The following is an 18,529-nucleotide window of genomic DNA, read 5'->3' on the forward strand; positions in this document are numbered from 1 at the left end:
AGAATAGTAATGGAAGGATTCCCCATACGCCGGATATCCTGATTGAAGCTATCAATATCGATTTGCCACATGAGTTTTAGCTGCTTATTGCTATTTTTCTGTTTTTGGGCGGATACAGTTCGACATAGAGTTCATCCCTGTCCTGGAGTTTGCGCCGGTGAAGTGGCCTGAAACCTGATTCATGATTTATGATGCTTGCTTTCTAAGGGATGAAATGTCATTTTTAGAGACCATTATTCATCTTTAAATTGGTTTCTCACTTGATTTTAGGGTTTTTAATTCAAATTTCTCATTATATAATGTAATTGCAAAATATCCAACAAAAACGGAATGTTTATGCCAGCCATCGATCCATTGCATATATATTGGCTGCCCCATGAGACATTACCAACTGGCTTTCCAGAATGAGACGATTATTGATACATCAGTATAACTGGTTATACCATTCAGTAATCTCAGTTAAAAACTAGTTCTCGTTTTGGGTAGCGGTAGCGTCAATCCATTGTGGCATCCAAATGTTGTGTTATACGATGACGATAAAACAGATTCTTCTTCTGTTGGCCAAATTTATGTTGATTACGGTAATCTTTGATTCTAGAGATTATGAGATTTATAATGAATCTAATGAAATCTATGCAATAATAAAGCCTGATTTTCTTTTTGTTTGAAGTAATGTCTAGGGAAATGTATCATATAAAACGAATTCCGAGGAGTGATGTTTTTATGAAAAAATTTGAAAAAGATAAAATCGGATCTCAATTATGGGTCCGTTCATCGGGTAGATCTGCCTTCCTCATATTTGTTCTGCTGTGTATCCTAATGGTGGGAACCATAGTGCCAGGTGTTGGAGCTGAAGAAACACAGATCGATTCTGTGAGAATGAGTACTACTGGCGACAGGATTGAACTAACAAATGGGGATGTGCTTGAAAAGGACAATGGATCTCTGGTGGAAACCGAAGTCACTCCTGACACTAAAAATAATCCAACCCTTATATCTCAGGTTCCATATCCCGAAGAAAATACCTCTGGCAATTCTTCATTCTGGGGAGCCAATATGGTTGTGCAGCAGGAAGGCTCAGTTTCCATAATCAAGGAAAATAATGACCATTTTTTTGAAAGTGGTCAAATTGAATATTTTGATGGAAATACAGAGAATATTGCCGCAGAATTCACCGGTGCACCTACATCAGGGACTGTTCCTCTCACTGTCCATTTCACTGATGAATCGACCGGTGAACCCACATATTGGGCCTGGTTTTTCGGTGATGAGGAGTTTACTACGCCTTGGTCAGAGGTAACTGCCAGTGCTGAGTGGTTAGGACGTCGTGGACATAGCAGTGTCTTCCTTCCCGACAGTAGCATTGTCCTAATGGGTGGTTATGGCGGTAGCTATTACGGCTATTTGAATGACGTGTGGCGGTCGACAGATCAAGGTGCAACATGGACGCAAATAACTGCCAATGCTGAGTGGTATGGACGCAGTGATCATAGCAGTGTTGTGCTCCCTGATGGTAGCATTGTCCTGATGGGTGGTTATAGCAGTAGCGGTTACAAGGATGATGTGTGTCTATCAACAGATCAGGGTGCAACATGGACACAAATGACTGCTAGTGCTGAGTGGACAGCACGAAAGGATCATAGCAGTGTTGTGCTCCCCGATGGCAGCATTGTCCTAATGGGTGGTTATGATGCAAACGGCTACAAGAATGACGTATGGCGGTCGACAGATAAGGGAGCAACATGGACACAAATGACTGACAATGCTGAGTGGGAGGTAAGATCTGGTCATAGCAGTGTTGTTCTCCCCAATGGCAGCATTGTTCTGATGGGTGGTAAACACAGTGACTACATGAATGACGTATGGTGTTCGGTGGATATGGGTGCAACATGGACACGAATAACCTCCGATGCCAAGTGGACAGCACGAACATATCATAGTAGCGTTGCATTGCCAGATGGCAGCATTGTTCTGATGGGTGGTTATAACCGCGGTTATATATCTGACGCTGTTTGGCGCTCAACGGATATGGGGGCAACGTGGACAGAGGTTGCCACAAGCGCTAAACTACACCGATATGACCACACCAGTGTTGCCTTGCCAGATTGTAGCATTATCCTGATGGGCGGTGACAGTAATAATGATGTGCTGCGATTGACAATCGCCGGTTCATCAGAACAGAATCCGGTTCATACCTATTCGACACCCGGCACCTATATGGTGTCGCTCACTGCAACAAATGCAGGTGGCAGCAGTACAGTCATAAAAAGCGACTACATATCAGTGAGTCCGACAATTCACCCGCTGGCATTCGCTTCTTTCACCGGCACGCCCTCATCAGGTTCTGTCCCGCTTACTGTCCCGTTCACCGATGCATCAACCGGTGACCCCACCCGTTGGACTTGGCATTTCGGTGATGAGGAATTTACAGTACCATGGTCAGAGATTACCCCCAGTGCCGGATGGTCAGCACGTTCGGGTCATAGCAGTGCTGTGCTTCCCGATGGCAGCATTGTATTGATGGGTGGTTATGACCCCAATTATGGCGGTTATTACGGCAGTTGTATGAATGATGTATGGCGATCGACCGATAACGGTTCAACATGGACACAAACGACAGACCATGCCGGTTGGTCAGGAAGAAAAGAACATAGCACAGTGGTGCTGCCGGATGGCAGCATCGTCCTCATGGGGGGTTTTAGAACTGAGGGGGGCTATTACAATGACAACAGTTATCTGAATGACGTGTGGCGTTCGACAGATAACGGCATGACCTGGATGCATGTTACCGCCGATGCCGAGTGGTCGGCACGAAAAGACTTTAGCAGTGTTGCACTGCCCGATGGCAGCATTGTCCTTATGGGTGGTTATGGCAGCAGCAGCTATATGAATGACGTTTGGCGTTCGGTGGATAAGGGGACAACCTGGACCCAAATGACTGCCAATGCTGAGTGGTCGGCACGATATGGTCATAGCAGTGTTGTGATGCTGGACGGCAGTATCATCCTGATGGGGGGTTATGGCAGTGGTGGTCATGATGTGTGGCGGTCAACGGATAAGGGGAAAACATGGACACAAATGACTTCCAATGCCAAGTGGGCAGCTTATTCAGGTCATAGCAGCGTTGTATTGCCCGATGATAGCATCATCATCGTGTGTCAATCTGGAATTAATAGTGACACATGGCGATCGACGGATATGGGAGTAACATGGACGCAGGTTGCCACAAGCGATGAACTGGCACAAAGATATGATCACACCAGCGTTGCTTTGCCCGACTGCAGTGTTTTACTAATGGGTGGTCTTAGCGGAGGATATAAGAATGATGTATTGCGCTTGACGATCGCCGGTTCATCAGAACATAACCCTGTTCACACCTATTCCACATCAGGGAACTATACGGTATCACTCATTGCAACCAATGCAGGCGGCAGCAGCAAAATCACAAGGAGTGACTATGTATCAGTCACTCCAGTAATCTATCCCTCTCCAAACGCTGCTTTCACCGGAACGCCAACATCAGGTTCCAGCCCTCTTAATGTATCATTCACAGATGAATCAACCGGCGATCCAACCTGCTGGGCATGGTTTTTCGGTGACGAGGAGTTTACAGCCCCATGGTCTGAGATCACTGAGAACGCCGATTGGTCGGCACGAAAAGATCATAGCAGCGTTTTGCTTCCTGACAGGAGCATCATCCTGATGGGGGGTTCTGACAGTAGTGGCTCTCTGAATGATGTCTGGCGGTCGATGGATACTGGTACAACGTGGAAACGCGTAACAACCAATGCCGGTTGGTCTGCACGTTCTTCTCATAGCAGCGTTATACTACCCGACGGCTGTATTGTCCTTATGGGTGGTTTTGATAGCAGTTATCTGAATGATGTCTGGCGGTCAACGGATAATGGGACAACATGGATGCATGTTACTGCCGATGCCGAGTGGGCTGCACGAAAAGATCATAGCAGCGTTGTGCTCCAGGATGGCAGCATTGTCCTTATGGGTGGTTATGATGGCAGTTGTCTGAATGATGTGTGGAGATCAACAGATAAGGGGACAACATGGACACAAATGACTGCGAATGCCGAGTGGGAGGCACGATCTGGTCAAAGCAGCGTTGCGCTTCCCGATGGTAGCATCATCCTGATGGGGGGTTCTAGCAGTGGAGTCTCTCTGAATGATATATGGCGATCAACGGATAAAGGGGAAACATGGACAAAAATAACCTCCGTGACCCCTTTTACTCCAGGAAATAGTCATTCCAGTGTTGCACTTCCCGATGGGAGCATTGTCATGATTGGTAGTGCCACGTGGCGATCTACAGATATGGGGGCAACATGGACGCAAATAGCTACAAGCGGTAATCTGGTAAGAACTTGTCACACCAGTGTGGTTCTGCCTGACTGTAGTGTTGTGCTAATGGGTGGATCTTACGGAGGATATAAGAATGATGTATGGCAGCTGATGACTGCCGGGTCAACAGAACAAAATCCTGTCCACACCTACTCAACACCGGGAAACTATACGGTATCACTCATTGCAACAAATGCAGGAGGCAGCAGTAAAATTTTAAAGAGTGGATATGTATCAGTTAGCCCGACGATTCATCCGCCTCCCACAGCTTCTTTCACCGGCACACCCACGTCAGGTCCTACACAACTCAATGTATCTTTCACAGATAAATCAACTAGAAACCCCACAACTTGGGCATGGTATTTCGGTGATGAGGAATTTACAGCACCATGGTCAGAGATTGCCGGCAGTTCAGTATGGTCGGCACGAAAAGATCATACCAGCGTTGCACTGCACGATGGTGGCATTGTTCTTATGGGTGGTTATGGCGGCAGTTATCTGAATGATGTGTGGCAATCGGCGGATAATGGTACCACATGGAAAAGCGTTGTCACCAATGCACCTTGGTCGGCACGGTCTTCTCATAGTAGTGTCATACTGCCAGACGGCAGCATTGTCCTTATGGGGGGTTATGGCAGTGGGGGCTCTCTGAATGATGTCTGGAGGTCGACGGATAAGGGGGCAACATGGATGCACGTTACCGCTGATGCCGAATGGTCGGAACGAAAGGACCATAGCAGTGTTGCAATGGCTGACGGCAGCATTGTCCTGATGGGTGGTTATAGCAGTAACAGTTATAAGAATGACGTATGGCGATCAGCAGATAAGGGTTCATCATGGACACAAATGACTGCGAATGCTGAGTGGTCGGCACGGAGTGGCCATAGCAGCATTGTTCTGCCAGATGGCAGCATCGTCCTGATGGGTGGTAGCAATAAGAATGACGTGTGGCGATCAACAGATATGGGGGCAACATGGACTCAAATGACCTCCTATGCTGAGTGGTCGGCAAGAACAGATCATACCAGTGTTGCACTCTCCGATGGGAGCATCATCCTTGTAGGTGGATCTGGTGTAACTAGTGACACATGGCGGTCGACGGATATGGGGGCAACATGGACACGGGTTGCCACGAGCGCTGACCTGGCACAAAGATATGGCCACTCTACTGTTGCTCTATCCGACTGTAGTGTTCTGTTATTCGGTGGCTATAGCAGTGGATACAAGAATGATGTGTTGCGGTTGACGACCGCTGGTTCATCTGAACAAAATCCCGTCCACACCTACTCGACACCAGGGACCTATACCGTGTCACTCATTGCAGCAAATGCTGATGGCAGCAGCAAAGTCACAAAGAGTGGCTACATATCAGTGAGTTCGACAATTATCCCGCCTTCCACCGCTGCATTCACCGGCATATCCACAACAGGTTCTAGCCCACTAAATGTTTCATTCACCGATGAATCAGCAGGAAATCCTACCGATTGGGCATGGTATTTCGGTGATGAAGAGTTCACAGAACCATGGTCAGAGACTACCGCCGATACCGAGTGGTCGGCACGGAAAGAGCACAGCAGTGCCTTACTCCCTGATAGGAGCATCGTCCTCATGGGGGGGTCTGGCAGTAGTGGCTCTCTGAATGATGTGTGGCGATCGATGGATTTCGGTACAACATGGAAACGAATGAGTCCAAATGCTGGTTGGTCCAAACGATATGCACATAGCAGCGTTGCGCTATCCGACGGAAGCATTGTCCTGATGGGCGGTTATGATGGAAATTATCTGAATGACGTGTGGCGATCAACGGACAAGGGAAAAACATGGATGCATCTCACCGCCGATGCCGAATGGTCTGCTCGAAAAGATCATAGCAGCGTTGTGCTTCCTGACGGAAGCATCGTCCTCATGGGAGGTTCTGGCAGTAGTGGCTCTCTGAATGATGTGTGGCGTTCAACAGATCATGGAACAACATGGACACAGATGACTGCCAATGCTGAGTGGTCGGCACGGAGTGGCCATAGTAGTGTTGTACTGCACGATGGAAGCATCGTCCTCATGGGCGGCAGTGGAAATGATGTGTGGCGGTCAACAGATCAAGGGGCAACATGGAAACGAATGACTGCCGATGCCAAGTGGACATCATTAAAAGATCAAAGCAGTGCTGCACTTCCCGATGGGAGCATCGTAATATCAGGTGATAACACGTGGCGGTCGACGGATATGGGGGCAACATGGACGCGAGTTGCCACTAATGCTAAAATGACACGATATAGTCATACCAGTGTTGCTCTGCCTGATTGTAGTGTTGTCATGATGGGTGGCTATAGCGGTGGGTACAAGAACGATGTCTTGAATTTGAAGACCGCTGGTTCTTCAGAACAGAATCCGGTTCACACCTATTCAACACCCGGCACCTACACGGTGTCACTCATTGCAACAAACGCAGGTGGCAGCGGTAAAATCACAAAGAATGACTATGTATCAGTTAGCCCGGCAATTCATCCACCTACCACCGCTTCTTTCACCGGCACACCCACTTCAGGTCTTACACCACTCAATGTATCTTTCACAGATGCATCGACAGGTGATCCCACCAGCTGGGCATGGTACTTTGGTGATGAGGAGTTTACAGCACCATGGACAGAGATTACCGGTAGTGCCGATTGGCCGGCACGAATAGATCATAGCAGTGTTGTTCTTCCAAGTGGGAGCATTGTTCTGATGGGTGGTTATTCCAGCGGTGGCTCTCTGGATGACGTTTGGCGAACAACAGATGGCGGTGCAACGTGGAATCGCATGACAGCTGATGCCGCTTGGTCTGCCCGTTCTTCTCACAGTAGTGTCGTGACGTCCGACGGCAGCATAGTCCTGATGGGTGGTTATGATGGCAGTTATCTGAATGACGTGTGGCGATCGACAGATACGGGGGTGACATGGATGCACCTTACCGCCGATGCCAGGTGGTCAACACGAAAAGAGCATAGCAGCGTTGTGCTACCGGATGACAGCATTGTTCTGATGGGTGGTTATTCCAGCTGTGGCTCTCTGAATGACGTTTGGAGGTCCACAGACAAAGGTTCAACATGGACCCAAATGACAGCTGATGCTGAGTGGTCAGGACGATATGGTCATAGCAGTGTTGTGCTTCCTGACGGGAGCATCATCTTAGTGGGCGGTTATGATGGTACATATCTGAATGACGTATGGCGATCAGTGGATATGGGAGCAACATGGACACGAATGACCGCAGATGCTGCTTGGAATGCACGAAAAGATCATAGTAGCGCTGCATTACCTGACGGGAGCATCATCTTAGTGGGTGGCTATAATGTGAATGGTGACACCTGGCGGTCGACGAATATGGGGGCAACATGGACGCAGGTTGCCACGAGCGCTGACCTGTCACAAAGATATGGCCACACCAGCGTTGCTTTGCCCGACTGTAGTATCCTGTTATTAGGTGGCTATAGCGGGGGGTATAAGAATAATGTGTTGCGTTTGACGACCGCTGGTTCATCTGAACAGAATCCGGTTCACACCTACTCGACACCAGGGAACTATACTGTTTCAATCATTACAACAAACGCTGGTGGGAGCAGCAAAATCACAAAAAGTGACTACGTATCAGTGAAGCCGACAGTTATCCCACCTGCCAACGCTGCTTTCACCGGCACTCCAACATCAGGTTCTAGCCCACTTAATGTATCGTTCACTGATGAATCAGCAGGAAACCCTACCAATTGGGCATGGTATTTCGGTGATGAAGAGTTCACAGAACCATGGTCAGAGATTTCCGCAGATACCGAATGGTCAGCACGAAAAGATCATAGCAGTGTTGTATTACCCAATGACGGTAGCATTGTCCTGATGGGTGGTTCTAGTGGCAGCGGCAGTCTGAATGATGTTTGGCAATCGACGGATGCTGGTATAACATGGACTCGAATAACTGCCAAAACCGCTTGGTCTGCCCGTTCTTCTCATAGCAGCGTTGCGCTGCCCGACGGCAGCATCGTCCTGATGGGTGGCAATGATGGCGTTTATCTGAATGATGTGTGGCGGTCAACTGACAAGGGAGCAACGTGGACGCACCTTACCGCCGATGCTGAGTGGTCAGCACGAAAAGATCATACCAGCGTTGTGCTGCCAGATGGCAGCATTGTCCTGATGGGTGGTTCTGGCAGCAGCGGTTATCTGAATGACGTTTGGCGGTCAACGGATAAAGGGAAAACATGGATACAGATGACTGGCAACGCAGATTGGTCTGCCCGTTCTTCTCATAGCAGCGTTGTGCTACCCGATGGTAGCATCGTCCTGATGGGAGGTTCCGGCAGCGGTGGTTCTCTGAATGACGTATGGCGTTCAATGGACAAGGGTGCAACATGGACGCGAATGACCTCCGATGCCAGGTGGACGGTACGAAAAGATCATTGCAGTGTTGTACTCCCCGATGGCAGCATCATACTGGAGGGAGGATATGCTGTGAATGGTGACACGTGGCGGTCGACGAATATGGGGGCAACATGGACGCAGGTTGCCACGAGCGCTGACCTGTCACAAAGATATGGCCACACCAGTGTTGCTCTACCCGATTCCAGTGTTGTCCTGATAGGAGGCTATAGCGGTGGTTATAAGAACGATGTGTTGCGTTTGACGACCGTGGGATCGTCAGAACAGAATCCTGTTCACACCTATTCAACACCAGGGAACTATACTGTTTCACTCATTGCAACAAATGCAGGTGGCAGCAATAAAATCGCAAAAAGTGATTACATTTCAGTGAATCAGAAAATACACCCATCTGTTACCGCTGCTTTCAATGGCATGCCCCAGTCAGGTTTGGTGCCACTTACGGTTCCTTTCACTGATGAATCGACTGGCGATCCTACCTGTTGGACATGGTATTTCGGTGATGAGGAGTTTACAGCTCCCTGGTCCAAGATTTCAGGTTGCACCGATTGGCAGGCACGAAAAGATCATAGCTGTGTTACACTTCCTGACGGGAGCATTGTTCTGGTGGGTGGTTATGACGGCAGTTATCTGAATGATGTGTGGCGGTCGACAGATACAGGTACAACTTGGACCCGAACAAATGCCCATGCTAGTTGGTCTGCCCGTTCTTCTCATAGCAATGTCGTGCTTCCTGATGGCAGCATCATCCTGATGGGTGGTTATTCCAGCGGTGGCTCTCTGAATGACGTTTGGCGGTCGACGGATAATGGGGCATCATGGACGCACGTTACTGCTGATGCCGATTGGTCAGAACGTTATGATCATAGCACCGTTGTTCTGCCAGATGGTAGCATTGTCATAATGGGTGGTAATGATGCCAGTTATCTGAATGATGTCTGGCGTTCAACGGACAAGGGGGAAACATGGACACAAATGGCAGCCAATGCTGAGTGGTCAGGACGATATGGCCATACCAGCGTTGTGCTTCCTGACGGAAGCATTGTCCTGATGGGTGGTTATTCCAGCGGCGGCTCTCAGAATGATGTCTGGCGTTCAACGGACAAGGGGGAAACATGGACACGAATGACCTCCGATGCCAAGTGGACGGCACGAAAAGATCATAGCAGTGCTGTTCTTCCCGATGGCAGCATCATCCTGGAGGGAGGATATGGCGTGAATAGTGACACGTGGCGATCGGCGGATATGGGGGCAACATGGACGCAGGTTGCCACAAGCGCTAATCTGGCACAAAGATATGGTCACACCAGTGTTGCTCTACCCGATTCCAGTGTTGTGCTACTGGGTGGCTATAGTGCCGGTTATAAGAACGATGTGTTGCGTTTGACAACCGCTGGCTCATTGGAACAGAATCCTGTTCACACATACTCGATACCTGGGAACTATACCGTGACACTCATTGCAACAAATGCAGGCAGCAGCAGTAAAACCACAAAAATTGACTACGTATCAGTTAGTCCAATTACAGCAACCGCGATTTTCGCCAGCGCACGCACGTTCGGTCCTGCCCCACTTACGGTCCAATTTACCGACGCCTCGACCAGTGATACTACTAACTGGAACTGGACATTCGGCGATAACTCAACCTCATCTGAACAAAACCCGGTACATATCTACCCAGAATCTGGCACATATACAGTAACTCTCTCGGTTAATGGCGGTGAAGATACCTGTGCCAAGACTGACTACATCAGGGTTGCACCGCTCCTTTTTGGAGACGCCAATGATGACGGAGCGGTGAATCAGGCTGACACACTGCGTGTGCTCAAAACGGTTGTTGGGATTATGGATGTCCCAGAGATAAATACGGACGAATTTGAACGAGCCGATGTCCACCGGAACGGTGCCATCGATATCGGTGATGCGATGTTCATTGCCCAATATAATGTGGGACTGCGGGACGCATGGTTTGTGGTGAAAGTATAGTCTATTTCATTCACTTTTTTGAAAGTAATGGCAAATCGTCAATATCCAATGAATATAAATCTCAAATTCACCCTTCGTTATTCCCACTCAACCCATCACCATCGGACCAACCAGTAAGGTCTCGAATTGATAGTTAGCGTTTAATTGTGTTCATTACATAAAACAGATACAGGAGATGATAACACCTTCAGGCCATTGTGAATGATTTTGAATGAAATAAATATGTTAAGGAAATGTCTGCACCTATCAAATAGAAACCCCACCAAATCCATTGACATACTTCTTCATCTCTTCTTTTTCAGATGGGCTGAATGAAAGGTTCAGGTAGTGATTCATAGCTGTAATGTTAGTATGGCCCTGTGACAGTGCAATCTGCATCGTCAGAGCTGGATAGCAGCACACTAACCATGATTCCCATGTCTTACGTGTCATCTTAGGTGTGATGCCATCTGTTGAAATATCAGCCCCACTGGCTGCTTTGAGAAGGATCTTTCTCCATCCCTGTCGGGTCAATCTCGGAAGTTCCTGATCATAGAGTCGTTCAATGATGGGAAGGGCATAGTTTGACAATTGAAAATATCGTTCAGGTTGTTTCCGTTTCTTCTTCAACGATGCCTCACGAGGGAGATGAATAACTGAGCGTTCCAAGTTGAACCATTCGGGTTTGTCCAGAAAGCGTAGAAATTCTTCATATCTCATTCCTGTAAACATTAGACCATCAAAATAGATCTTCTGCTGTCTCTTCATTTCATTTCGAATTTTGGAATATTCCCATGGCGTGAGAATTCGTGTGTCTGCTTTTAACAGTGACATAGTAACCCTTTTGTTATTATGGTAAATATAACACTGAACGAACCTGTTGAAAAATAGGGAGAGACCAATGAGGACCGCTAAGAACTCAGGGTTATTGAATGCAAGTTACCGTTTTAGGACAAAACGGTAACATTGTCTGAATTTATGAAAGATTTCAACGACATACCTTATGAGATTCCGGATATGAATGAAATGCCGAACGAACGGGTTGCTGCGGTTGGGACAATCACAATCAGAACCAGAATATCCCTGACCTCAACGTCCCATACATCAGAGAAGATATCCATCTGCTGAAAGGTCACACCATCAGCTATTGACATAGTGTTTTTCAGATCCAGGTATGCACATTCACTCCAAAACGTTGACGACAATTATCGTGATACTGACCAAACTGAATGATACCCTGATGCAGGAACCATCCTGAGTTTCCTGCGGACAATTGAATGCGTCTGCCAAACCCCCCGGGAGATTTCAATATTCCTCTACCCGAAGGACGCACAGAACCGAACACTGCTCTTATCTAGTCACCTCATCCGGAACGATGTGTGATGCACAGACGAGCAGTCCGGTATCAGTACATCGGCCAGAAGAGGAGGAGGAGCGGGATTGAGACGATGACAATGATCACTTCGAGGACTGCCCCCATCCTCCAGTAGTCGGTAAAGAGATACCCACCCGGCCCCATGACTAGCGTATTGGACTGGTGTCCGATCGGAGTGAGAAAGGCACAGGATGCCCCAATCGCAACCGCCATCAGAAACGGATCGATGGATGCACCAAGGTCATACGCGATCCCTAATGCAATCGGAGCCATCAGAACCGCAGAGGCTGCGTTGTTCACCAGATCCGAGAGGAACATGGTGATTATTAAAAGGAGGACAAGCGTCGCTTCCGGCGGGAAGATGGATGCGCCTGTAACGATACTCCCGGCGATAAGTGCTGCTCCGCCACTTGTTTCAAGCGCCTGACCGACAGGTATCATTGCACCAAGAAGAATGATAATCGGCCATTCCACACTATCATACGCATCACGCAGAGAGACTATTGAGGTAAGAATCATCAAAACGACCGCGGCACTGAAGGTGATCTGGACCGGCATAATTCCAAGGGCCGATATTCCAAGGGCCGTTCCGAAGATTCCCAAAGCAAGCAGTATAGTCTTCTGCCCCCCAATCCGAAGACCCCGTTCAGCAAGCGGGAGGCACCCGATTTTTGGAAGAGCTGTCTGGAGGGCATCTTTCTTACCCTGGAGAAGAAGGATGTCACCAGGACGGAACCGAATCTGGTTGAGCCTGTTACGAAGACGCCCTCCCTCCCGTGCTACGGCAAGGAGGTTGATGCCATGAATCCAGCGAAGATTTGCTGAATACGCGGTCCTGTCCAGAATCGGTGAATCCGGTTTTACAATGGCCTCAATTATTCCGACAGTGTCGGATCCGATCATCTCCTCCGATATCTCTGCTTTCCCTACGAGTTCAAGGCGGGTGGCATCAAGGAGGGTCTGCAGGTCTTTTGAATCTGCCCTGATAATAAGAATGTCATTCTCCAGAATTGTCTCGTAAACTGACGGTGCGACGATCTTTCGTGTATTTCTAATCAGCCCGACAACAACAACCTCTGCCTCGGTGGCGGTACTGATATCAAAGATCATCTTTCCTGCAAGTTTTGAGTTCTCCGGAACCCTGACTTCAGTGAGGTAATCCCTGACTGCAAAGAGCTCTTCTTTTGAGGCAGGACTCTGCCGGGACGGGATCAGCCTCCATCCGAAAAACGAGATGAAGAGGATTCCGCAGATGGCTACCCCCACCCCGACATAGGCAAAGTCAAAGATCAGGAATGGGTCGCCCCCGCTCTGGGCACGATAGCTGGCGATGATGATATTGGGGGGAGTCCCGATGAGGGTTGTCATCCCACCGAGGAGGGACCCAAATGCTATAGGCATCAAAAGGTAGGAAGGGGGCCTCCCGCTCTTCCGGGCAGTCCTGATGGCAACCGGCATCATCAGGGCCAGTGCCCCGATATTATTCATAAATCCTGAGAGAATGGCAACGATACCGGTAAGCGAGAAGACCTGCCGCACCTCTCCATCCCCAACCCGGGCAACCCACCGGGTCAGAATATCAATAAGACCGGAGTTCTGAAGGCCCTTGCTGAGAATCAGAACAGCTGCAACGGTGATAACCGCCGGATGGCCAAACCCGAGGAAGGCATCCACCGGGTTGACGATGCCCGTTATGGTGACAATCAGAAGCGCTATCAGGGCTACGATGTCATAACGCACCTTGCCTGTGGCAAAGAGAATAAGCGCAAGGATGAGGGTTCCAAAGACAATGAGCATATCAAACATCGGCGATCAGTGTTCCTTATCATACTGGGGGATGATGAAGAAGATATACCTTCCTTAGGGTCACGGAATGACGAATTCCTGATAAAAAGTCGGCGAAATGGTGAATACCTGAAAGAACGTCACCCAGGTAAGTGGGGGATGATCATGACTTATACGTGGGTCATTGTAGGGGCATAATTCATACACGGAGGGAAACACATGCGGCCATTGCGGCACCTGCCTGAAAGTGATCATACCTTCAGCAACAGTGAGGTGAAATGAACCGCCCCCATCCGGCCTGCTGTAAAACGTCCCCCCTCCGATATACACCGATACATTCCCCCTTTGACGATCCTCACACATAGATTATCACTCCCCTAAGTCGCTGTAGGGGAGCCTCAAAAATGAAAACGATGAAAATCAGAGATATTCATCGAATTTTGTGAAACCTTCACCGGAATAGGATTTGACCACGACCACAACATGATCTTTCTCCCCTTTGATTCCTGTTATTTCCACACTCTCACCAATGACCGGCTGAATCTTCTCGGTAATCACCGTCCCGTCAGGCTTTGTGACAATAACATCAACGTCATTCACCACATTTGAGTTTGGCCCACCTGCATAGGATACGGTTATTTTTCCGCCAAGTGAGCTTTTCTGCACCCCGACTTCAACGAGAAGGTCATGCATCTTCCAGACCGGCAATGAATCGCCAAGATCTGCCATAAAATACGCATTGGCTTTGTTGAACGACTCAGGGACTTCATACATCACCCATGCATTGTAGAATTCCTTCTCTTTTCCTGCCTTGTAGAGATTTGTCCGGACATAGATGTCCCCGACATTTTTCAGGGCATATCGTTCTGAAAGGTCTGCATCATGGGAGAGAGCGATGGTCGTAGTCATAGTCATCAGGACTATATGCCTTGATTACTACACCCCATTCATCGGAGATGACCTTCATGGGGAGATAAGTAACCCCGTCGGCGATAACTGAGAATTTTTCCGGATACGGCGTATATTCGTTTGTGCAGTATCCGCCGATAACGGTTATCGTGACGCTTACCAGATAGAATTTCTTCCCCGATGCAGGATCCACCCAGAGTTTTTCACTGGTTTTTGTATCATATAACTGATAACTCTGAAGTTCTTTGTAGCCTTCTGCCTGGATGCAGAGGTTAGCCTTGGACGATTTCTCATCATAACTCTTCCCTGTGTCGCTGTCATAGTACCATCGCTGATCAGCATTCAGTGCATCAGGAAATGGATTTGCTACGACCGCAGGCACCTGTGTTGCAACCGGAGCAGCAGAAGCAACACTGCCACTGCCGGATCCATCAGCCTGCCCTTCTCCCCCGGAAGAAACTGCGGCTGAAGTACTCACATCAGACTGCGTACATCACGCGGCACAGATCAGAGATAGCATCAGGAAAATAATTAAAAATGGACTTTTACTTAGCATGCACCACACCCAAAACAGTTTAAAGAAAATAATCTGGAACGTCTATGATAAAGATTTCGAAGGCATAATTTTACCAAAAAAGGGAAGGGGATTTCCAAAACCCGAAAGAAATGTCCCTTTCATAACAGAAACACATGCCATTATGCCGGAAAAAATGACAATCATTCAGCCAACAACACCTGCATAAATCCCCGACCCAACAAACCACTCATCTGTCACCGGAGCGACATAACAGAATTTAAGCTCCTCAATGCCCGTATCGGGATTCTCATAAACCACATACACATATCCGCCTCCCCGCTGCGCGGCGTCAATCTCCAGTTTCACTGCTTCAACCCCATATGCATCAGTGAAGTCTAGGCGATCCATTCCCGTCATCTCCGGCTGGAAGGGGAGATTGAGGCATGTGCCGTTCATATCATAGGCAAAGACATAATCTGCGCCGGTCCCGAATTTCTCGTTCATCGACGGGAATATCCCTTCTTCTTTACTATATGCAGATGATGTCAGGGCAAAGGCCTGTGCTTCTTTCACCCGGGCAACAAGAGTGTCAATTGCCGTCTGATTCAGCGTGACATTCATCTCCGGAATATAAATGCCGGAACCCACAAACCATGTATCATCAACCGGCCTGATGGCGACCAGTTTCAGCTGTTTCCGGTAGCCCTCAGACGGATTTGGGAAGACATAGTACAGGTACCCGCCACCACGGGCCGCAAGGTCCACAAAATTCTTCAACGTTTCAAGCCCGTTTTCATCCGCGTTGGCCATGCGGTTTTCACCGATAATGCCCGGTTGATACGGGTGGGCAAGCGTCGTAGCGTTCATATCGTAGGCAAAGATGTAGAGCTCCCCGTCAATGAACTCACCTTTCGGATCATTGAAGACTGCAAGGGCTGCAGTTCTGCCATTCTGCAGTCCAAATGCTGCCGCATCTTCGACAAAGGATGTCATTGAGGAAATATCCTCATCAAGCACTTCGTCAGAACGCGGAGTGGGAGCCGGTGTCGGGGAAAAAGCACCATCAAGGTCACGAATGACTGCCACCCTCCATTCTGTCCCGTCAAAGAAAACTGTTGACCAAAAGATCTCACGGCCCGCTTCCCTCTTCCAGTCCACATCCCAGAAAGTATATTCTCCCCGGCCCGATGACTCTGCAACAACCTTCTCTGCCAGTTTGGGAATCTCTGTTGACTGGTAGAGGGGATCCGTGAAGGTATTCTTCGCAACTTCCTCTTCATTGGTCTCATAGAGAATAGTGCCATCTGTCTGCAGCACCATGAACTCGTATCCCGTCTCTTCGGTGAGGGGACGGAAATACTGGCGCAAAAATATCTCCGGGCGGAAGGTCAGGTCCGTGTATCCCAGATAGGTATCACCGGAAAATACCGGATAGCTGAGCGAAATCCCTGCAAAGCCTTCCTCCAGCATGAATATCCCGCTCAAGACCGGTTCTTTCACCTCATTTGCATACTGCACCTCGGGCTGGTAGCCAAGATCGGTGCCAACGATTGGTTCGTAGTGCACCGGTGCTGCTGCCGTGACAACACCCTCTGTATCAATCACCAGTGACGAAATGACATAGGGCGAGGTCCCGGAAAGTTTCTCCTGAAGCACGTTTGCCGCCGCATCACCTGTAATGCCGGTTTCGGATAATTTTTTTGCACTCTCTGCATTGCTCTCCTGCAACTGAGAAAGGCCGGCAGAGATTTCTGTATCCGCACGTTCCAGAAGGGCAGTCATCTCCGCATCCTCCGGCACGACAGGCGGTTCGTCAGATGAGGTGGTGCACCCTGCTGAGAGCAAACAGAGGCACAGCCCTACAATAACAAGAATATTGATTCGGTTAACCATTGGTGGAAAATGGTTCATCAGCCATTATTAAATGATACGAATCGAGCGCAGACGCTACCGATCACGGAAACATCGGCATATGCTGTACGGGATAGCCAGAAATAATGTATTATTGGGAGGTGATACGGATCTCTTCCAGAACATCGGCAACAATCCCGATGCCTGTCATGATCTGCTCTTCATCTGAATTGGAGAAGTTGATCCGTGCAGTAGACTCCCCGCCGCCATCTGCATAGAACGGCGTGCCCGGCAGAATTGCAACCTTCCGCTTCAGGGCGGCATCAAAGAGACGGGTCGAAGATACACCTTCCGGAAGGGTCAGCCATACAAACATTCCACCGGTTGGCCGGGTGAAGTGCACATCGTCCGGGAAGCACTCCTCCATCCGGGAGACCATCCATTCGGCACGCTTCCGGTACTCTTCGTTCAGGCCGACGATATGGGCATCAATATCATTTTCCTCAAGATATTTTGCAAGGATACGCTGGCTCAGGTAGTTTGAGTGCAGGTCAGATGCCTGCTTTGCGATGAGAATCTTCTCCATGACCTCTTCAGGAGCACACACCCATCCCATCCGCATACCGGGCGAGAATATCTTGGAAAACGACCCTGTCAGGATACCCTCGCCGTCCATATATGCACTGACCGGCTTTCTCGCCACACCATCAAACTGCAGTTCCCCATATGCATCATCTTCCACAAACGGCATCTCATGGGCACAGAGAAGTGCTGCGAGTTCCTTTCGCCGCGTCTCTGAATAGGTGATTCCTGAAGGGTTCTGTGAATTTGGAATCCCATACATAAACTTCGGGGATGCGTTCTCCAGCACCGCCGTGAGGCGCTTTAGATCCGGCCCTTCCTCATTCAGGGGGACCGGGAGAAATTCCGGCTGGAACATGGAGAATGACTGGATGGCACCCAGATATCCGGGGTCTTCAACAATGACCGAATCACCTTTGTTGAGGTACACCTTCCCGACAAGGTCCAGGCACTGCTGGGATCCGTTCGTGATCAGGATATTATCCGCATCGACCGAAAGGCCATACCGGGTACGATACCGTTCCGCAATCCACTCCCGCAGAGGGAGATATCCTTCCGTCGTCGAGTACTGGAGCGCTGTTTTGCCATCCTCTTTCAGCAGTGCTGCTGCCGCATTCTGTATCCCCTCATCATCGATGAGATTAGGATTGGGAAGGCCGCCTGCAAAGGAAATGATCTCCGGGTCTGCAGTGACCTTCAGTATTTCACGGATAAAGGACTTCTGTGTTGAGCAGATCCTCTCCGAGTACCGATGGTTCATTGGAATAGTATGTACCGGTCAGGGA

At 49.0% G+C, this 18,529-nt stretch carries 8 protein-coding genes; 1 reads left to right on the forward strand and 7 read right to left on the reverse strand.

Going from position 1 to position 18,529, the window contains the following annotated elements:
• Positions 1-834 precede the first annotated feature (834 nt).
• Positions 835-10,746, forward strand: coding sequence for a kelch repeat-containing protein (locus tag L1S32_RS04970; RefSeq protein WP_278156655.1), 9,912 nt, complete (start codon positions 835-837; stop codon positions 10,744-10,746).
• A gap of 246 nt (positions 10,747-10,992) precedes the next feature.
• On the opposite strand, the gene L1S32_RS04975 is transcribed toward L1S32_RS04970, so the two are convergent.
• The 7 genes from L1S32_RS04975 to L1S32_RS05005 all read right to left on the reverse strand — a co-directional run bounded on the left by L1S32_RS04975 (position 10,993) and on the right by L1S32_RS05005 (position 18,504).
• A complete protein-coding gene (locus L1S32_RS04975; protein WP_278156657.1) occupies positions 10,993-11,559 on the reverse strand; it encodes a tyrosine-type recombinase/integrase in 567 nt (188 codons plus the stop codon).
• 167 nt (positions 11,560-11,726) lie between these two features.
• On the reverse strand, positions 11,727-11,879 hold the full coding sequence (locus L1S32_RS04980) for a hypothetical protein (RefSeq protein ID WP_278156658.1): 153 nt from the start codon (positions 11,877-11,879) through the stop codon (positions 11,727-11,729).
• 251 nt (positions 11,880-12,130) lie between these two features.
• Positions 12,131-13,906 (reverse strand): SLC13 family permease, encoded by a 1,776-nt coding sequence (locus tag L1S32_RS04985; protein ID WP_278156660.1) that lies wholly within the window; start codon positions 13,904-13,906, stop codon positions 12,131-12,133.
• A 399-nt stretch (positions 13,907-14,305) separates the two neighbouring features.
• Complete coding sequence (locus L1S32_RS04990) at positions 14,306-14,794, reverse strand: hypothetical protein (RefSeq protein WP_278156662.1); 489 nt, start codon at positions 14,792-14,794, stop codon at positions 14,306-14,308.
• Positions 14,766-15,272, reverse strand: coding sequence for a hypothetical protein (locus L1S32_RS04995; protein WP_278156664.1), 507 nt, complete (start codon positions 15,270-15,272; stop codon positions 14,766-14,768). Before L1S32_RS04995 ends, L1S32_RS04990 begins: the two co-directional genes overlap by 29 nt.
• A 243-nt stretch (positions 15,273-15,515) precedes the next feature.
• Positions 15,516-17,204 carry a cache domain-containing protein gene (locus tag L1S32_RS05000; RefSeq protein WP_278156666.1) on the reverse strand — a complete coding sequence of 563 codons (1,689 nt, stop codon included), beginning with the start codon at positions 17,202-17,204 and terminating at the stop codon, positions 15,516-15,518.
• Positions 17,205-17,313: 109 nt separating this feature from the next.
• Positions 17,314-18,504 carry a PLP-dependent aminotransferase family protein gene (locus tag L1S32_RS05005; protein WP_278156668.1) on the reverse strand — a complete coding sequence of 397 codons (1,191 nt, stop codon included), beginning with the start codon at positions 18,502-18,504 and terminating at the stop codon, positions 17,314-17,316.
• Between the last annotated feature and the right edge of the window lie 25 nt (positions 18,505-18,529).

It is taken from the genome of Methanogenium sp. S4BF (assembly GCF_029633965.1).
Taxonomy (GTDB): domain Archaea; phylum Halobacteriota; class Methanomicrobia; order Methanomicrobiales; family Methanomicrobiaceae; genus Methanogenium.